The organism is Erysipelothrix sp. strain 2 (EsS2-7-Brazil) (assembly GCF_016617655.1).
Lineage (GTDB): Bacteria > Bacillota_I > Bacilli_A > Erysipelotrichales > Erysipelotrichaceae > Erysipelothrix > Erysipelothrix piscisicarius.
Genome location: NZ_SCFT01000021.1, coordinates 1 through 18641 on the forward strand (window position 1 = coordinate 1; position 18641 = coordinate 18641).

An 18641-nucleotide genomic window follows, 5' to 3' on the forward strand; every position below is an offset into this window, starting at 1 on the left:
ATTTATTATTTAATCCGCCTTTGGGTCTTCCCATCATTAATACCTCCGTTTTATCTCTGATTTTATTATTACACAAAAAAAGTAGACAAGTCTTTTTTACTTGTCTACTTTTAGTTTACTACTCCACAGAGACGTGAGTTTTTTATTATGATATCTTTCCATTATGATCATGTGTTCGCTTAATCAGTAGAGCATGTTTAAAATCCATACCGAGATCTTCAATATATAAACTTAATAGTTTTTGGTAGTCCGATGCATTCGCAATCACTCCAATCAAATCGACCTGTGAGGCCACACACGCTTCCACAAACTTAAACAATCCTTGCCCAACCTTCTGATTTCGATAAGGTTTCGAGACAAACAATTCATCCAGCTCGAAGACACGTTCACCAACTTGATTGTACGATGTCGCTTGTGATAATTCTTTAATTGTTCCCAATGCATAACCTATAATCTTTGCTCCATCCATTGCCATAAATAATTCCTTATCCCTATAGTAGTCTTTAGTATTGGCACTATAAGCCGAACTGCATTGTTCCTGTTCCCATTCTTCTGATAATTTAACGAATGCATCCAGATTGACTTCATGCATTGTTTCAAAATTCACTTTTCGATATTTTATCATCATATTTGTCTCCTGTGTTCAATTTAGAGTTATTATAATTGTATAATTACGAATTGAAACTATGATACACATTTAAAAGCGTTTCCTAAAAATAGCCCGTGCCATTAAAACGACATAAACCATTAAAGATTTTTAATAAGTTTTTATACCTTTTCCCTATCTTTTATTTATTCGATTTAAAATAGGACACCAGGATGATTAATATCCTCTGGTTGGAATTGATTGATTTGAACTGGAAGGTAAATGCCATCCGATTTAATGCCCCCTCCTAAACTTTCCAAAAATATTTTCTCTGAGTTGTTACTCAAAGTTATACAATCATGTGCCAACAAGCGATCTACTTCCGAGATAATTCTTTCTGAAACTTCAAAATAATCTTGCTGATTGATATTAAAATTCTCTTCTGATTGTAAAGAATCAACAACAACCGCTTGACTTAGTATTCGATACTCATAAGCAAAACGCATCATCGCAAAAACCAATTCCTGTAAATGTGCCTCGTATGCATCATGACTCATTTCGTATTGCGATCGATCAATCATTACATCTACTGCCTCCTTAATGGATTCCGATGGAACGATTTCTATTGTGCTTTTCGATTCGGTTGACACATTTCGATTGAACTTCTTCTTAAAGAAGGGTTTTGCCTTATTAGTCCACCATGGCATAATAATATGTTCACTCACCTTAACAGCCACAATTACAGACAATAACCCAATTAGGCTCTCTTTGACTGAATCATCACGTGCTTGATTAAGATGATCCGATTCATAGTAGGAATGATCGAATCCATAATCATCATCAACGACTTCCCATTCCACAATATCTGTAACACGATTATGACTATCTTGGCTCACGCCTCTAACACGATGTTCATTCGTTTTCGATTGAACGAGATGTTCACCTTCCCTTAAAATCGGACGATACTTTTTATTTGTCATATTGGATACCCGCCTGTTATCTCTTAGTAATGTCTGTCGTCAAAAACCACTTTAAACCCTGATACTAAAATTACGATAGACAGATTTCTTATAAACCCATCATATCATAATCAAAGTAAAAACAAATAAATATTATCGATGGATAAAATATAACGAAACGAGAATTTAAATCATAAAAAAAGATTTCAAAATGAAATCCTTTTAGTCTTCTAAAATTTCTTGGACGCGTCCCACTTGTCCGTCAGCTAACATTACTTTGATGCCATGTGGATGATGTGAACTGTTTGTAAGAATACGGTCTACATACCCTTCTGTAAGCTTCCCTGTACGTTGGTCTTGTTTCAACACAACATTAACATGGGCACCTATTGTTATATCTCTACGATTTTTTCCGTTCATGTAATTCCCACTTTCAATTTTCTTATTCATATTATATCATATCGACTCCCATCCGATTCAAAACAATGTATACGATACACGATCGATGCTTATTCAATAAAGTTCATAATTGATTACCAAGGTCGATGTTCATCTTAATTTCATCTTAGATTGATGTATATCCATGCGTTATCAGACTTAAAACTGATATACTTTATCCATGGAGGAACCTATGAAAAATACATATACTTTAAATAATGATTTGGAAATTCCTGTAATTGGTTTTGGTACATGGCAAACACCAGATGGTGAGATTGCGGAGCAATCCGTACTCGATGCACTGGAAGCTGGATACCGCCATATTGACACTGCTGCCGTTTACGGTAACGAAGAAAGTGTTGGTCGTGCAATTATTAAAAGTGGCATTCCTCGTGAGGAGCTTTTCATCACAACAAAACTATGGAATGACGCTCACTCTTACGAAGGTGCTTTAGAGGCCTTGGATCTATCATTGAAAAAACTTCAATTGGATTATGTCGATCTCTACCTTATTCACTGGCCCAACCCGCTCCCACTTCGTGATACTTGGGAACAAGCAAACGCTGAGGCGTGGAGAGCCATGGAAGAGGCTTATCGTGCCGGTAAGGTTAAGAGCATTGGGGTATCTAATTTCCACCCACATCACCTTGACGCACTTTTAAAAACAGCTGTGATTAAACCAAGTGTGAATCAGATTTACTTAAGTCCAAGTGACATGCAAGAAGAACTTGTAGCATACAATAAAGCACATGGTATTCTAACCGAAGCATACAGCCCACTTGGAACAGGCAGTATCTTCGAGGTTAAAGAACTCCAAGAAATCGCTCAAAAGTATAACCGCACAGTAGCGCAGGTTGTTCTACGTTGGTCGATTCAACATGGTTTCTTACCTCTACCAAAATCAGTAACTACAAGTAGAATTATTGAAAACCATCAAGTATTTGATTTTGAATTAGATCAAGAAACAATGACTTTCATCGACTCGTTAAAAGGTACCGCGAAAGTAGCACTCGATCCTGATTCAGTAGATTTCTAAGATTTAACGTACCCAATCATATACAAAACACGCTCTTTGACTGACATAGATTCAGTTACATGAGCGTGTTTTTTTTATCAATGTTTTATTGATTGGCTCTTATGCACAATCAACTATGATTTTTTTATCTTGTATTGTTAAGACGGTATCTGCTAGGTGCTCGATATGTTGATACTCATGGCTTGTGAAGATAATGATTCGGTCTTTATTAATATATCTTTTTATTAAGTCAATGAGTACCATTGTTGACCTTTTATCAAGAGCATTAAAGGGTTCATCTAAGAGTACGAGATTGGGTTGTTCCATGAACGCTTGAATAATTCTTAACTTTTGTTTCATTCCTAACGAATAAGCCTTATATCGCTTGTGAATATTGCGTTCCATATCGAAGATTTGAATTAATTCGTTAAGGAAGGTTTTATCCGTTTGTTTACGAATATTTATCAAGTACTCGAGATTCTCCATACCTGTGTAATTTTTGATGAAATGCGAGTCATTAATCAAAACCCCAACACTCCTTGGAAAGTCACGGTTTACACCTAATGTTTCACCATACACATTGATTGTTCCTGTGTTGGGTTTAGAATAGCCGCATAACATCTTCATTAAGACGCTTTTTCCAGATCCATTCTCGCCAGCAATTCCTACAATTTTTCCCTTCGGAAGTTCCAAAGAGACGTCTTCGAAAATTTCTGTTTTTTTAAATCGCTTCGATACATTTCTTATCTTAATCATAATATTCTCCAATCTTTTTTGAATGACCCCAGTATAAAAAATAAGTCATAACAATGAAACATATATAGATTGAGATATACCGTAAATTAATATCATACGTGTCAGGCATTACAATTAAATGATACTTGCCGATGATTATATCTGCTAACAACAACATAAATACAGTAAATATTTTGTGAATTGATCGGGAACCGTTTTTTGTTGCTATGTTTATAAAATTATAAAGTAGTTTTAAAAATACCATCAAGAGTGCTATCTTGATGCCCTGTAAAAAAAGTTCAACTAAACTATTAGGAGACAAAACGAAACGAACGTGTTGAGTGTTCGAAAAAGCAACTAAAAGTGCTCCATAACCCATAATTATCACGAAGGAGTTCATTAAATATTTTAAAAATAGATAGATCCAATAACGGGTTATACTTTTAAATCGTGACATCATAAACATATGAATTGACGTTTCTTGTTCACTTACGGTATCTGTATAGAGAAACAAGTAATACACAATCAGATTCAATACCCCAAAAACTATTATGTCTTTGAAATAGAGTCCGACTCTGATGAATGCAGATGAGTTCATAAAATATACCTTATATTCATCGTAAATTTGGAATCCATGTACCGTATCAAGGTGTACGTTTAATAAGTGTATAAAAGTGATGGTCAGTAATGGGAGGACCATCATACAAGGTAAGAATTTTTTTATTTTTCTAAACTTCATAGCGATGACAACTTATAAAGTACAAGACTACTGCTGAGATAATCGGAACCAGCAATGACGATAGATACATAAGTGTATTAGGATAACTATAGGCTCCTGAAACGATTACAGCTGATGGATCGAACATATATCTAAAAACGGAGTTATAAGGGATAAATAATGAACTTGCGATTGAAAAAGAAATAAAATACATCGTAAATGCTAGTGTTGCCATAGGCAAATTTGGGAAATAAGGGACTACAAAACCATATGCGACACCATAGATTAATGGGACTACAAAGAATACAAAAATTCCCCATAATAAGTGATACAGCCTACAGTGGTTTAAAAAGAAATCTTTCGGCAGCCAATCAATGAATAATTTTACCGGAATACCAAATTGTATATCATCTGCACTCACTTTGCTTCCAAACAATGAGGCGAATATATAGAAAATTAAATAACCCACGAAGATTGCTATTGAGACTTTAAGCGACTCTTCAAAAATCTTCTTCCGTATGAATTTTGAATAACAATCAAAACGATAACACTCAAAAAAGTACTCATTGTTCTTCTTTAAATAGATGTTAATCCCAACTACACTGATAAAAAGCGGAAGTAATAATTGAAATAAATTCGAGCCCCAGATCATCATACTAATGTAGGACCCTACACTTTGATGAAAAAATGGCCACCAATTATTCTCTCCACCGAATTCCAACGCATCGATTCCCGAAAACTTAAAACCATTCTGAAATCCTTCCCAAAGCGTTGATAGCGTGTGATTATTAGATTCAAGAGAAATGAAGAATACAGATGTAGAAAGCAATACAATTAGTAGATAATCACTATTTTTTCTTACGTTACGTGAAAGCATCTTACAATTCCTATCCTATTTTAAAGTCTTACGGTCTCCAAGATCCCGAAACTTGTGTATACCCACTATCCCATATATTTTGTCTGCGAGCTCGTAGATCATATTGAGTTCCTCTCTTTGTATTGGTATTTGTTATTGTAAAACAACCCGAGTCATGATTCATAAAAAGAACTTCTCTTTGTTCCTTACCCGTTCTAGAATTATGAATCGAAAAAAACATGTTGAGTCCTTTTAAAGACGAATAATCCCATTCAATACCACTTGGGCTATACGTCTCTTTATCAACGACACTTGAAACTATCGCTCTTTTTCTATTTGCACGACCGTCGAAACCATAATAATAACAATTATAGTCCGTTGGTCCAGCAGGTTCATTCGCTTGGACGGATAAATCAACGATGCTTCCTAACACCATAGTAAAAATCAAAAAAACCAATACACAAAACGTTTTTCTCATAATCACCCTCCTATTCTTTTGTGTACGCATAAAATATAACACAAAAAAAGCCCCTATTTTACTCCGCTATTTCGTATTAAAGACACGATTTTATTTAGGAAATATTTAGATTATTGCATATAATACTTCCATTTTATATCTCAGTATTAAATTAGATACGGAATTTTTTTAATTGTCGTTTTACTCTTAAATGACAAAAAAGTGCGAATGATTTCGCACTTTGCATATATATTCTTTTATCGAGTAATACCTAATTCAATAATTCTGAATAATTTTTCGAAAGTATTAAATCAGTATAAAGTTTATCGCTACAATACCGCATCGACCCACCTATCAAATGGTTTAAAACTATTATTTTTAATAACATAATTCTCATTATTCACGATCAAGTAATAATTACCTACATTGTTAAATTCGTAAGTAGTTCCACTCTTTAGATTTATTGTTAGTACTATCATTCCACCATAGATAACTTCCATTTTACTCTTAGAGATTTTCTCTACCTCAAATTCATCTAATGCGTCAACGAGTTCTGAGATATCTTCAGCATTCACTTCACGTTCTAAAACAGTTGGACCGATATGTCTCTCTATGCGAACACTTTCTATACCATTTAACTCAATATCATCTTGCATTGTCTTCAGCATGTCTTGCTTAACACAACCGGAAATGAAAGTTAAAACAAGTACCCATACGATCATGAATCTTTTCATTCAAATTCCTCCTGTTAATTTTATTATACATGTTTTTCATCAACTTTAATTTATATAGGATTATTCCGATTTAAGTAATCTACTACTTAAACATAAGATTTATAAATAGAGTATTTTCATCTTATTTACTGTCTAACATCAAAGAGTTAGACAGTGCATTTCTACATAATGAATCTGACTCATTTTTTATAAAAAAGTGCGGTCATCTACCGCACTACCAAAGCTATACTCATTTTTAAGGGCTGTAGATATTCAAACTAAATGATTTCTTCCAAATAGATAGATTTGTTCTGATGTTTTTGATTCATATCCATCTTGCTATCATTATGATAAATGATGTAAACTCGAATTGTATTTTACCAATTAAATATCATCCACAAGGAATCTGGTTTTCATAAATAAATGGTCTATTCTTTAACAATATTAAGCAAAGAATAAGTAAGAGCTATTATCGAAAATACAATTAATGCATATGATAAGAGATTAATCATCGTAAGTCCTTTAAATTGTAAGAACATCTTCCATGAGTCTCCACTTATACCCCGATCAGCAGCATAAAAAACATGTGCGATTCTTAGTACAACAAAAGCAAAAAAGCCAGCACCAAATGATATTTCTCCAAGTTTCATTGCCTGTTTATTTTTATTCATAATATTCCCCCTCATAATTTTATTAATAATAAACTACACTCAATATTTGAATATAATTATCTTTTTCAACACTGCACTTACATTATACAAATAGACCCAAGGAGTACGAATTATAATCAAATCATCCCCTGAGTACCCATTTCTACTATGACTAGGTACTGGTACGCCAATTCGATGACTACATCAAAACATACCTTCTGCTCTTTTGATTTGAATCTATAAGATTAGATAACTTGTTCATTATGCATTCGATCATTAGTTACGTTATAAATGTTGAAATTGAAAATAAAATGCTACTATCTAATAGTTTTTAGTAGATTCTTTTTTCAGAGAAATACTCCGATATTGATTATAGAAAAAGCATCTACCGATATTATTTATACCTTATAAAATCATGCTTCAACTTAGAAAGCCCTTACATAGATATTACCATAACATGGTCAATAATCAAGACACTTTGTCAAAATAAAAAATAATAAGTGTATTGGTATCTGTCTTCCGAGATAGATTCATTTTAAGTGACACATCAACCGCCTGAAAAGCCACATGCATAATTAGGCGTTCGGTTTATTCAACGAAATATTAGATATAAAAATTACTACTATTATTTCGGAATTAAAGATCTAGATTTACGAATGCCCTTAATAGAGTACTCATCTTATTATAGTTCTATAACTCGATCGCATAATTGCATAATTTCTTTACTATGAGAAACAATCACAACGACTTTCCCTTGCTTTGTAAACTCAGAAAGAATTCCCATCACAATCTCTGCATTTTCTTGATCCAAATTACCGGTTGGTTCATCCGCTAGAACGATATTACCTTTTTTTAAAATACACCGGGCCAATGCGACTCTCTGTTGCTCCCCGCCACTAAGTATATAGATTGGGGTTTCTAATATTGCGCTATCGAGTCCAACTTGTTTTAAAGCATCGTCTAACTTATTATCATCTTTCTTTTTAAGTACTAACTCAAGATTATACCGAACGCTCTCATTATCAATTAAGGCATAGTTTTGAAATAGATAGTTGATATTCTCACGGACCAATTGCTCTTTTTTACGTTTGCTAATATTTTTAGTAGCTATCGAATCAATTAATAATTCTCCTTCATAATCAGAATCAATTAAACCGATTATATTTAATAGTGTACTTTTTCCAGAGCCACTTTTCCCGGATATCCCAACCAATTCACCCACCACAAATTTTTCATTAATATCATGAAACAGCGTGCGATTACCAAATGTTCGACTTACCGACTTCAATTGAATCATCATCTATTCCCCCTTTATCTGATTACTCGAATTATTTCTAACAAATTTCGATTTCACAATACTAAATACGATAATATCAAGCATTATAATTAACAGAAACAGAACTCCAATTCCTTTAATACTAATGGTCGTTTTTAAGAACACCGGCAAAATAACAGTAACAATAACAACAGCAAGTAAATCTGTAAAGAATAACAAAAGAATGTATTGTTTGAATATATTGAAATCAGATTCCCCTATTAGTTTTCTAACGAAGATTTCTTTTCGAATATCGCTCATATACGTATGTGTTATATTAAAGGATACAAAACTGATTAATAAAATTGAGATAAGCAGTATACCGGTATAGATCTTTAAAGAAAATTCCAAAATAGAAATCATTATATTTAGATCATTTGAAGTGTTGTTAAAATGTTCAACAGAAATATTATTCTCTAAATTGAACTTTTTGAAAACATCTTCATTCTTCTTATACCACGTTTCCTTTGTTTCCGTCGAGTCCAGACTAAACTGCGCAGCTGTTGACGTTCCATAACCAAAGAATCGGAGTTGATAATCGGGAATCCCTTTAACTGTATTCTCATCAAATACAATTAATATCGGATTATGGATAAGATAATCCGAACCGACTACTTCACTGTTCATTGAGAAAAAATCTGAGTCTTCATAGATTATTGATTCCATCTGCAAATCATCTACGATCGTTTTCGTTGATTGGAAATACTCGCTATAGTCTTGAAGTATCAAGTTCTCAGAATATTGTAGCTCTCTCGGTATTAATATGACACGTTTTTCTTCTTTTAGGGCGTTTTTGATTTGTTCCATCGGTAATAATTTATAATCGTTTATATAGATATCATTAACCAGAGCAAAAATATACTGATCATCATAACAATTTCTTGCTAACTTTCGTTCGTTCGTTTCATCAGGGCAAGAATAAGCGGAAAAATCAACATAGTAGCCATTATTACCCGCGACGATTTTTTTATAAAAATCTGAATAATTAAATTCTGGATATCCTTTTGGAACACGCTTATTGCCTGCAGAATTATTATCTGATCTGTTTTTTGCATAACTTGTAAAAGCATAAGTGTCCCGATAGTTTTCAAAAATACTAAGTTTATAGCGTTGATCAGCAAGCGATTCTAACATATTAGTCGTATTGAGTAAAAAATATCCCAGTATAATTGTAAATAATACTTTAGACACCATCGAAATCCTTATGATCGCATTTGTTGTTTTTTGGTTTTTTGTAAGTGAAGCAATGCTATATTTTCGCGTAATAACAGTTGAAGATGTAATAATCAAAAAAATCGATGCAAGTAAGTATATTGATAGATATAGAATCTGAATTTTAATTAGATAAATATTCCAATAGTTCGTGATTAACGATGTCACAAACATCACAATAACCGAGCATACCACATACCATGAAATATATTGAGATATTCCCTTTTTCGCTACCGAAAAATCAGACAATCCAAGTAATTTATATACGCCGATTTCTTTATTTCTTTTTACAAAAGTAAAAATCGTTACGAGCATATTACTTATCGAAAAAATTACAATTGCAACCATCAAAAACAAAAAGAAAAACTCAGCATCACTTGAGATTGTTTTTTGCTGAACAATTTCATCAGCATCTAACCCCGCTCGCTGAGCAATTTCTTCGATATATACTTCAGCTTGTTCTTGATCTTTTGCATAGAGATCAAGAAAACCGTAGACTTCTTCGTCTAAGGTACTTTCATCAAGTTTTTTAAAAGTTAATTCAAGGTGCTCGTTTGAACCAATGTTTAGTGGTTTGACATAAAAATCGTGATTTTTATTCGTTTTAAAAGTTGATAAACTTAATGTTCCCGGCGGAATTTTAACGCCTAAAAATTCTTCGACGTCAGTGCTAAAGTCATTAACAGATACATAGCGAATTTTCTCGCTGTATTTTCCAAAATAAACATGATTTTTTTGGGCAGAACCGATGATACTCATAAACTCATCTCTCGATATTTTTGCAGTATCTGGTATATAAATACTTTTATAGGATTCGGATTTAAAAATATCATTAAGCATCGTTTCTTGTTGTGCGGACACTAGCAAGATTGAGAACATTACTATAAAGACGACGAAAACAGATGTAAAGACTCTCGTAATTTTTGATGACATTGCAATTCCCCTCTTTTTTTAAAATGCTATGCTAGTTTTTAACCATTAAATTAACTTATTAAGTACGGGTTATTCATAACACAGAATAGCATATGTGTATAAAGTCCCACCCAATAAGCGTGAACGTTGGGCAACCTCAGGTATCTTACCAATTTCCCAAGATCCAACATGACAATACTCAGAACTTGCTCTATCTGTTGCTTATAATCAAATTTCTGCTTGACTCCAAATGCTATTTCTAGATTGCGGGGCCAAAGCTTCAATCCTTACTGTCTTCCATGAACTCAAGTATATTTCATCTTTTTATTTCAAACCATTGTCCGATCCAAAATTGCCGGAATCAGCTAATACACAACTAACAGAATTGATTAATTATATAAATACAGATATATGTATAATAATTCTATTTGCATTATCACTACAATCCTATAGTTCATTCGGTAGAAGTATGCTTGAGTAACTATAAACGATATCATCCATATAAACCGTGTGTTTCATCGCAGCAAGTCTATAACTGGATTAATCAAGGTAAACTTGATATAAAACCAAATAGAATGTGCTATAAACGTCGAAAACGTAAAAAGAGAATTAGTGGAATGATGAATCACTTGAGATGGAACTTGGAAGAGAAAACGGTACTTCCAATTAGCCTTAGACCTAAATACATTGAGAAACGTAACGAGATTGGCCATCTCGAAATCGATTCTGTAATCGGTAAGAAACATGAATCTGCAGCAATTGTTTCTACTGTAGACCGCTACTCAAGAATGAGCTGACTAATAAAGCAGAATATCGATATGACTATTACACATCAAACTTAATTCGAAAATTTATTGAAGAGAATAATATAACAACGAAATCGGTAACAGTAGATAATGGACTTGAATTTAAAACATTAGGAATTACAGCCAAGCGGTTGGGTGTGAAGCTATACAAGTGTGATCCGTACTGTTCTTTTCAACGTGGAACCAATGAACGAGCCAATGCAATCGTGAGAAGGTTTATACCAAAAGGAAAATCAGTGTATGATATAGCGCAACAATATCTTGATGATATTTGCTTCAAAATTAACTCAATGCCGCGAAAAATATTTGACTTCAAAAACGGCCTATGAGATAGACTTTAATAAAATTAAAAGTAGTGCGGTTGAGATTTGATAAAAGATAGCAGTTTTCTTGTTAAATGAGTTTTTCTATAGGACAATTTATTTACTTGTGCCATATTAGATAGCTTCCGTATTTTCTCCTTTTCTACATTAATAATACCATCTACCTTAAACATTTAAGAAGAAAATCATCTTTATCAATTATATGCAATTAAATCTGATATTTATATTAAATATTATAGTAATTTTCAACTTAAATCTGAAAAAATATGTAACTTGTTGCTATATCCTGTGAAACGAATGTGTCAGATATCTATAAATATCCAAACAAACTTAGAAAAACGTAACGCTATTTGCAAACAAGTATTCCATAAAAAAAAACCTGGCCTGGACATTTTTAGAATAATTTTGATAAAGAGAGTGTGATTATTAGATGGATTTATGTATTACTTATAGCAAACAATAAATAAAATCTCATTTTTCTTTTCAAGAAATTCCTACATTCCACTTTTAATGATATCAATTATACTTTTAGTGCTACTACTGTATTTTTGAACTAGAGATAGATAGTACTCTGGCTCAATATCGCGAATGTAAGATAGCATCCCCATTATTTGAATGTTATCTATCTGAGGATCTAGCCCATTACTTAAAAGGTATAGTTGCTGTTTCAAATTACGTTTGAAATTTGTACCAACTGTCATTCGCTTATCGGCATGCAGAAAAATACCAGTAATTTTAACCTTATCTATTAATTGAGTATATTTAGTTTTTGATTTATTTATTTCAAATCCAAACTCTTCTAAAGTCTTATCAACAATCTTGTCAATTCCAAGAATTGGTTGCTTTGATGAAATCGTAATATCATCAGAATATCTTGTATAAATTGCTCCTTTATAGTTTTCCTGAATTAAACTTTCAATTTTTTGGTCAAACTCAAGCATAATAATATTTGAAATAATGGGTGATGTAGGTGATCCAAGATCCAAAGATTCAAAAGGTACAACAGCAGAAAGAATCAAACCAATATCATCCTTCGAAATACTATCATCCTTAGACAAAACATTCTTGATATGATTTGCTTTTATACTTGGAAAGAAAGATTTAATGTCAGTTTGAAAGAAAAATGTATTTCCGATGTGACAATTAACATTGGTTTTTATAGATTTATTCTTGATGTATGCATGAGCATGACTTGATACTTCAAATCCTTCTAACACAATTTTTATTAAATGCAATTGAATTATCTTTAATTGAGGAGAAGGAATATAAAAAATTCTTTTCTTTTTTTTTATTTTAGCATGTACCACCGAGTATTCGCATTTAGAAGATGAAATGGTTTCTTCAATTTTTTTCGATGATATACCCGTCCTGATCGAAATCAATTCAATAATATCAGATTTGTTTCCCATAATATTTGCCAAACTTCCTTTTGTTATTTTTCATCAAGTTTGCTTTGTGAAATAAAAATTCTTTAGATTCAAATAGACTATTCGTGAAAAGAGCTTTACCTAAACTCTTTGAAATTACACTTCTAGAATCAATCGACTCAAAATTAATTTCTAGAATTGAATCATTATCAGTAGAGATAGGAGTTTCCATAACTATCTTCCACTTTATTAGTAAATCTATAAAATATTCTTTCAGTGCAGCACTGTTAAATTTATTTAACGACTCGAACTTTATCTTAAATTTATAATTACTTTTGGTTAGTAACAAACTCAATATTTCATAGATTTCACTTCTTTTTACTATTTCAAAAACGAAGATTACGTCAATCAAATAATGCACTAATAATTGTGGTTTGATAGAAATTTCTCTTAACTCAGTATCAATTGATAAATTCTCTACACTAATACTGATCGTCTTTTTGTTTGCAAAACTAATAATTTTAGGATAAATATCAGAACTTCCAAAATCAATATTTTGATTCTCTAAAAACTTTGTATAAACCACTCCTCCTAAGTTTTGCTCAACATCACTAAATTCAATAATTCGTTTTAAGGGACCTCCATTAATAAATGATTGATCCTTCTCGAATTTACTATCACAAAAAACCAATGTTTTTTGTGCTAATACATCTAGGTAAGCAAAAGCACCTAGTTCAGCAGCGGTGCCCATACTTTCTAAAAAAAGTATTACTCCGTCACTAATTTCAACTAATAACTCCTCAAACTTAAGTAAATCTATTTTATGATTTGGATTTAAAATAGAAAAAACTTCCTCAGAGTAGATCGTAAATACATCCTTTCTCTTCGAAAGTATATTATTCGTATGTTTTCTATTATCAAGACTATTGCTAGTCTGTTTTCCACATAACATAATAAATTTAGCGTAGACTAAATTTGATTTCTGTTTCCGGCGATATTGCGAACAAAAACTTATCATCTTTATATCCATAATTTCCCTACCAAATTCTAAATGTGGTTCCACATTTCGAAGGTGCAGTAAAGAAATTTGCTTGTTCCTAATCAGACGCCTAGGCGGCGAAGCGCATCTGATTAGGCTCAAGTGAATTTGTTTTCTGTACCTTATTGTAAAATTTCTAGACAACTTAATTACATAAATTGTTCCATACGGATTTCTAGGGTAAATTTATTATAACACAAGTATTGTAACAGATGGAAGACAATATTAGCTTTTAGGAATTAAAATACTCTATCTATCTTTCATCATTTTTCTATAACACAACGTAACCACATGTAAAACTACTCCGCACAAAATATTGTGATGTTGTTTCAAGTTATACTAGTCATCTACACCGAAAAATAATTAACTTATTATTATCTTATTCATTATTCCTTCTAATAAACGCAATCATGCCTACCAGAGTCATCAGGAAAGACGATTTCTATTACTTCAGGATAGGTTTAAAATTAATGTTGTTTTCAAAGGTTGTACCAACAACGACTGTTGCAATAGTAAGTCTGTATAAAATAATTACGGTGTTTGATAAGTCAATATTTGCAATTAGTTTTAAACGTCCTTTTTTCAAAAAAAAGTCGCTTATTTGTCAGTATCTTTCCAGTATTTTACGACCTCAAATTCTACATTAACCTCAATTTTCACTTTCAGTGCATCATCTTTTCTTTAGATAGCATCTACAAATAATTATTTAGCTATAGGCATTCATGTATACGAAAAAAATACCAAACTTTAAACTTTGGAAACGATACTAACGATTCAGACATATGACTTATCTTTTAGTACTTTTTATTTTGACTTCCACACAATTTATACGGTTTCGTCTATTTTAATAATGATCTTCATTCATGTTATAATATTGTAAATAATAAAACTGTACTTTAGTTCAAATGAACGTGTATTAGGAGGATAATTGTGGATAACCTATTTGAATATTTGTTTGCTGATTTTTTTAAAACTTTTGAATATATACAGATTATTTAGAAGTTTGAGGATTATCGAGAGTTTAGACGTAGGCTTTGGAAACGAGTTGTGCTTTCACTAATTCTTCTCATTCCATTAATTTTTGTATTACTTACAAGGGTGTCTTTTATATGTATAAGTAATAAGATAAATAGTGGGGCTCAATTAACTTTTATGTTGATGCTTTTATTTTTTTATTCTTAACATGTTCAATTTTTGTTGCCCCTTTCTTCCTAAATTCACATATTGTTTCTAGTAATCTTAACGAAAAGATTTTAGTTTTATCCAACTTACTTCTCGCATATGTCTTTTTTTTAATGAGTTATTTTTCACCTATGAAAATACTACAATAAATTACATGTTTAATTTAAGTTCTGAAAATCACTATAAAGTTAAGGTAATCCTTGAAATGACCTGAAGCTTTCTTGTATTTACACTGACTGCTATTATTTTTTCAAATTTCAATGCACATGTGAAATCACTTTCTACGGGAAAGAATGAAAGCGAGAATAATACGAAGAAAAAATGATAATATTTCATTTAAAATATATTTATATCTTTGAAATGATGGCTTATTGGAATATAGGGAACCCAGAAGCCGCAAAGGAAATTGAAGCATTAGGTATTTCAATAAATAATTATGAAAGTCATTTAAATGTCTCATGGTTCACATTTCACGAATTAAGATATACTCACGTTTCAACGCTGATTGACATTGGGTGGGAAGCCAAGGATATTGCTGATAGACTTGGACATAGCATCCATGAGGTAAACGAAACATACCGTCATTTATTCCCTCAAAGAAAAGACGAGATGTTTCAAAAATTAAACGATCTATAATTTTTGGTAACCTTTTGGTAACCTTAAACATTCAAACACGAAAAAAACCACTTAACAGTAGGTTTAAATTTTAAATGGTGCCCAAGGACGGAAACAAATTATAGTTTTCGTAGTAGTTTATAGCATGCTATAGCCACTTTTTAGTGGTTTTTGACTATCTCGATATTTTAATATTACTGCAATGTATCCCCATTGTATCCCCACGTAAATATTAGTATGTTACATAACCAATATACCAAAAGGCCTCTAATGAGGTCTTTTCTCTAATTTTTCAACAACAAGTTACACAGCCAGGATTTAGAATTGGTCAACTTTACAGTCACTCAAATGAATAATTATATATAATTTATTAAATCAAAATTTGATATAAAACAATCAGACTTTATTTTTGGAATCAAAGCCCCTCCAATACAAATAGCATTTATACACTCCATGAGATACAATATGTCTTAGGAGGGGTAATATGGAAATAATGATAGAGAATTTGGGAGCAATTAGTCAAGGGAGTCTCAAGGTTGAAAAAAACGCTATAAATATTAAATATGGAATTAATGGTTCCGGGAAAAGTACAATTTCAAAAGGAATTCAACTTCATACAGAAAAAGAGGATTTAGGAAAACTTAGAACTCATGGAAGTGCTACTATTCCTAACATATCAATGACTGAGGATGTTTCAAATGTAATTGTATTTAATCAAGACTACGTTGATAAATATTTATTTAAAGATGACTTAGCTAATAATAGTTTTGAAATCATGATTAATACAAATGAGTATAAGTTAGGAAAGAAAAAGATAGATAATATGTTTCTTGATTTAGTAACTAACATTAATAATGCAAATACAAACATCATTACAGAAGAGCTGACCGCTTTAATTACAAACATTCCAGTTGAGAAAAGGAAAAATAAAAATGAGGTTGAATACTTCTTAAGTGGCTCGTCAAAATTTGTAAATGCAAGAAAAGTATCCAATCTTAGCCAAGTATTGGATGACAATTCTAAAGTTTATAAAGAAAAATTAGAAGGTAACAAAAACCACCAATGGCTAAAGTGGTTTCAAGCTGGACAAGCATTTATAGATAAGAACACATGTCCATTCTGTCTAAACGAATTACCACCAGAATTTGAAAATACTGTCACAAGTGTTGCTAATTCAGTAACCACGACTAATTTAAAGCAAAATATAGAAATTAAACAGGTGATATCAAACACAGAAAAGTATATGAATACTGATGATGCAAACGCCTTAACTTTGATTATTAATAACAGTGATAGCCTTACTCAGGTGGATAAAAAACGAATATATGAAATAGTGAGTGTATGTCAGAGAGAATTAAATAAATTGAATAACTTGCGTTCTATAAATATTCATAAAATAAAGAAAAAATATGAAAATAATACTTTGGTCGATTATTTAAGTGAAAATAGGTTGGATCTTGGTTTTTTTGACAAATTATCAAATGAAGTAAAAATAGATATTGAGAAGATAAATACATCTATTAATAATATCATCATTAAATCTCAAGAGTTAGAATCGATAACAAAAGATTTTTCTCAAAACCTTAATAATCTTGTTGAAGATAAAAAAGAATATATTAATGACTTTTTAGACATTTCAGGAATACCGTACTCTATAGATATTCTAGCAAGTAATGAATCTGATTACAAAACTGTATTAAATCCTCTAGAATCAAATGAACCAATAACCGAAGAATGTTTGAGTTTTGGGGAAAAAAATGCTATCTCACTAATTTTATTTTCGCTTGAGGCAAGTATTGATTATGAATTAATTATACTAGATGACCCAGTATCATCATTTGATAATAATAAAAAATTCGCTATTTTATATTATCTATTCACAAAAGAAAATGCTGCATTTACTAATAAAACAGTTCTATTGTTTACTCACGATTTTGATATAATTATTGATTTTATTTATAAAAATGAATTTAAAAGAATAAATAACAAGTGCTCTTTTGTTAAAAATTATAATGGTGTTTTTAGTGATATAGAAATTAAGCAAAGTGATGTGAGTCACACTATTAGGATGTGGAGAAAAAAAGCAAAAAACAACACCTCGCACCCATTATTAAGAGTAGTAAATTTACGAAAATATCTTCAGTATACTTGCCCCGAGGAGCAAATTGCAATAGATATTTTATCATCAATTGAACACAATGATGATAAACCAAAGCAAAAAGTAAACGGGAAAAAACAAGAAATAAATGACAAAGAAAAATTGAAGGATGGATTTGCTTGTATAAAAAATTGGATTTGTGATTTTGATTATGATCTTTATCTTTCTAAAGTTCAAGATAAAATGGAGCTGAAAGAATTATATGAGACTTCCGATTCATCAATTTGCAAGTTGCAAATATTAAGAATGATAATTAACCTTACCAAGAAACAAATTGATGATAAAGTCTTTTGGGATTATTTAACTGAATATTATCATGTCGAAAATAATGAAATGATATCATTAAATGAGAAAAATTTTGATAACATTCCTAATTATATTATGAGAATATCTGACGAAATAATTGAAGATATTTATAAAGACAATTTCTAGTGATTTCAAAATGCAATAAAATAAAGAACCGCACCACTTTTACTTTTATTAAAGTCTATCTCATAGGCCGTTTTGAAGTCAAATATTTTTCGCGGCATTGAGTTAATTTTGAAGCAAATATCATCAAGATATTGTTGCGCTATATCATACATT

Annotated in this window: 15 protein-coding genes and 1 pseudogene; 4 read left to right on the forward strand and 12 right to left on the reverse strand. The window is 31.4% G+C overall.

The window, feature by feature from the left end:
* Positions 1-145 precede the first annotated feature (145 nt).
* The 3 genes from EPJ90_RS08115 to EPJ90_RS08125 all read right to left on the reverse strand — a co-directional run bounded on the left by EPJ90_RS08115 (position 146) and on the right by EPJ90_RS08125 (position 1965).
* Positions 146-628: a GNAT family N-acetyltransferase gene (locus EPJ90_RS08115; RefSeq protein ID WP_244660407.1), complete on the reverse strand. Its 483-nt coding sequence runs from the start codon at positions 626-628 to the stop codon at positions 146-148.
* A 173-nt stretch (positions 629-801) separates the two neighbouring features.
* On the reverse strand, positions 802-1566 hold the full coding sequence (locus tag EPJ90_RS08120) for a hypothetical protein (protein ID WP_200542952.1): 765 nt from the start codon (positions 1564-1566) through the stop codon (positions 802-804).
* A gap of 201 nt (positions 1567-1767) precedes the next feature.
* Entirely contained in the window at positions 1768-1965 is a 198-nt protein-coding gene (locus EPJ90_RS08125) for a YwbE family protein (RefSeq protein ID WP_161636722.1), read from the reverse strand.
* A gap of 211 nt (positions 1966-2176) precedes the next feature.
* Here EPJ90_RS08125 and EPJ90_RS08130 point away from each other — a divergent pair, with 211 nt between their 5' ends.
* On the forward strand, positions 2177-3019 hold the full coding sequence (locus EPJ90_RS08130; RefSeq protein WP_275065482.1) for an aldo/keto reductase: 843 nt from the start codon (positions 2177-2179) through the stop codon (positions 3017-3019).
* Positions 3020-3118: 99 nt separating this feature from the next.
* On the opposite strand, the gene EPJ90_RS08135 is transcribed toward EPJ90_RS08130, so the two are convergent.
* The 7 genes from EPJ90_RS08135 to EPJ90_RS08165 form a co-directional block, all read right to left on the reverse strand.
* Positions 3119-3754, reverse strand: coding sequence for an ATP-binding cassette domain-containing protein (locus tag EPJ90_RS08135; protein ID WP_200542954.1), 636 nt, complete (start codon positions 3752-3754; stop codon positions 3119-3121).
* Between the two features lie 707 nt (positions 3755-4461).
* On the reverse strand, positions 4462-5328 hold the full coding sequence (locus EPJ90_RS08140) for a hypothetical protein (protein ID WP_200542955.1): 867 nt from the start codon (positions 5326-5328) through the stop codon (positions 4462-4464).
* A 28-nt stretch (positions 5329-5356) separates the two neighbouring features.
* Positions 5357-5785: a hypothetical protein gene (locus EPJ90_RS08145; protein WP_161636567.1), complete on the reverse strand. Its 429-nt coding sequence runs from the start codon at positions 5783-5785 to the stop codon at positions 5357-5359.
* Positions 5786-6093: 308 nt separating this feature from the next.
* Positions 6094-6498 (reverse strand): hypothetical protein, encoded by a 405-nt coding sequence (locus tag EPJ90_RS08150; protein ID WP_200542956.1) that lies wholly within the window; start codon positions 6496-6498, stop codon positions 6094-6096.
* Between the two features lie 407 nt (positions 6499-6905).
* Positions 6906-7148, reverse strand: a complete 243-nt coding sequence (locus tag EPJ90_RS08155; protein ID WP_244660408.1) for a hypothetical protein — start codon at positions 7146-7148, stop codon at positions 6906-6908.
* Positions 7149-7809: 661 nt separating this feature from the next.
* On the reverse strand, positions 7810-8427 hold the full coding sequence (locus tag EPJ90_RS08160) for an ATP-binding cassette domain-containing protein (protein ID WP_161636570.1): 618 nt from the start codon (positions 8425-8427) through the stop codon (positions 7810-7812).
* On the reverse strand, positions 8428-10587 hold the full coding sequence (locus EPJ90_RS08165) for a bacteriocin-associated integral membrane family protein (RefSeq protein WP_200542958.1): 2160 nt from the start codon (positions 10585-10587) through the stop codon (positions 8428-8430).
* Between the two features lie 404 nt (positions 10588-10991).
* Between EPJ90_RS08165 and EPJ90_RS08170 the strand changes: the two are divergent.
* Positions 10992-11744: pseudogene (locus EPJ90_RS08170) on the forward strand (IS30 family transposase); the annotation flags it as partial.
* A gap of 445 nt (positions 11745-12189) precedes the next feature.
* On the opposite strand, the gene EPJ90_RS08175 reads toward EPJ90_RS08170, so the two are convergent.
* Both EPJ90_RS08175 and EPJ90_RS08180 read right to left on the reverse strand, forming a co-directional pair.
* On the reverse strand, positions 12190-13104 hold the full coding sequence (locus EPJ90_RS08175; RefSeq protein ID WP_200542959.1) for a reverse transcriptase domain-containing protein: 915 nt from the start codon (positions 13102-13104) through the stop codon (positions 12190-12192).
* The gene (locus tag EPJ90_RS08180; RefSeq protein ID WP_200542960.1) at positions 13088-14125 is read right to left on the reverse strand and encodes a retron St85 family effector protein; all 1038 of its coding nucleotides are present in this window, start codon (positions 14123-14125) and stop codon (positions 13088-13090) included. The genes EPJ90_RS08175 and EPJ90_RS08180 overlap by 17 nt, the downstream gene beginning before the upstream one ends.
* A gap of 1479 nt (positions 14126-15604) precedes the next feature.
* On the opposite strand from EPJ90_RS08180, the gene EPJ90_RS08185 reads away from it, so the two are divergent.
* Together EPJ90_RS08185 and EPJ90_RS08190 are read left to right on the forward strand one after the other, a co-directional pair.
* On the forward strand, positions 15605-15919 hold the full coding sequence (locus EPJ90_RS08185; protein ID WP_200542961.1) for a tyrosine-type recombinase/integrase: 315 nt from the start codon (positions 15605-15607) through the stop codon (positions 15917-15919).
* A 463-nt stretch (positions 15920-16382) separates the two neighbouring features.
* A complete protein-coding gene (locus EPJ90_RS08190; protein ID WP_200542962.1) occupies positions 16383-18488 on the forward strand; it encodes a hypothetical protein in 2106 nt (701 codons plus the stop codon).
* The last annotated feature ends 153 nt before the right edge of the window (positions 18489-18641 follow it).

What these genes read in the sequence shown, in the direction of transcription:
- EPJ90_RS08165 (WP_200542958.1), bottom strand. Translation starts at nt 10,587, where the DNA reads ATGTCATCAAAAATTACGAGAGTCTTTACATCTGTTTTCGTCGTCTTT.
- EPJ90_RS08155 (WP_244660408.1), bottom strand. Translation starts at nt 7,148, where the DNA reads ATGAATAAAAATAAACAGGCAATGAAACTTGGAGAAATATCATTTGGT.
- EPJ90_RS08190 (WP_200542962.1), top strand. Translation starts at nt 16,383, where the DNA reads ATGGAAATAATGATAGAGAATTTGGGAGCAATTAGTCAAGGGAGTCTC.
- EPJ90_RS08120 (WP_200542952.1), bottom strand. Translation starts at nt 1,566, where the DNA reads ATGACAAATAAAAAGTATCGTCCGATTTTAAGGGAAGGTGAACATCTC.
- EPJ90_RS08115 (WP_244660407.1), bottom strand. Translation starts at nt 628, where the DNA reads ATGATGATAAAATATCGAAAAGTGAATTTTGAAACAATGCATGAAGTC.
- EPJ90_RS08145 (WP_161636567.1), bottom strand. Translation starts at nt 5,785, where the DNA reads ATGAGAAAAACGTTTTGTGTATTGGTTTTTTTGATTTTTACTATGGTG.
- EPJ90_RS08135 (WP_200542954.1), bottom strand. Translation starts at nt 3,754, where the DNA reads ATGATTAAGATAAGAAATGTATCGAAGCGATTTAAAAAAACAGAAATT.
- EPJ90_RS08175 (WP_200542959.1), bottom strand. Translation starts at nt 13,104, where the DNA reads ATGGGAAACAAATCTGATATTATTGAATTGATTTCGATCAGGACGGGT.
- EPJ90_RS08160 (WP_161636570.1), bottom strand. Translation starts at nt 8,427, where the DNA reads ATGATGATTCAATTGAAGTCGGTAAGTCGAACATTTGGTAATCGCACG.
- EPJ90_RS08140 (WP_200542955.1), bottom strand. Translation starts at nt 5,328, where the DNA reads ATGCTTTCACGTAACGTAAGAAAAAATAGTGATTATCTACTAATTGTA.
- EPJ90_RS08130 (WP_275065482.1), top strand. Translation starts at nt 2,177, where the DNA reads ATGAAAAATACATATACTTTAAATAATGATTTGGAAATTCCTGTAATT.
- EPJ90_RS08150 (WP_200542956.1), bottom strand. Translation starts at nt 6,498, where the DNA reads ATGAAAAGATTCATGATCGTATGGGTACTTGTTTTAACTTTCATTTCC.
- EPJ90_RS08125 (WP_161636722.1), bottom strand. Translation starts at nt 1,965, where the DNA reads ATGAACGGAAAAAATCGTAGAGATATAACAATAGGTGCCCATGTTAAT.
- EPJ90_RS08185 (WP_200542961.1), top strand. Translation starts at nt 15,605, where the DNA reads ATGATAATATTTCATTTAAAATATATTTATATCTTTGAAATGATGGCT.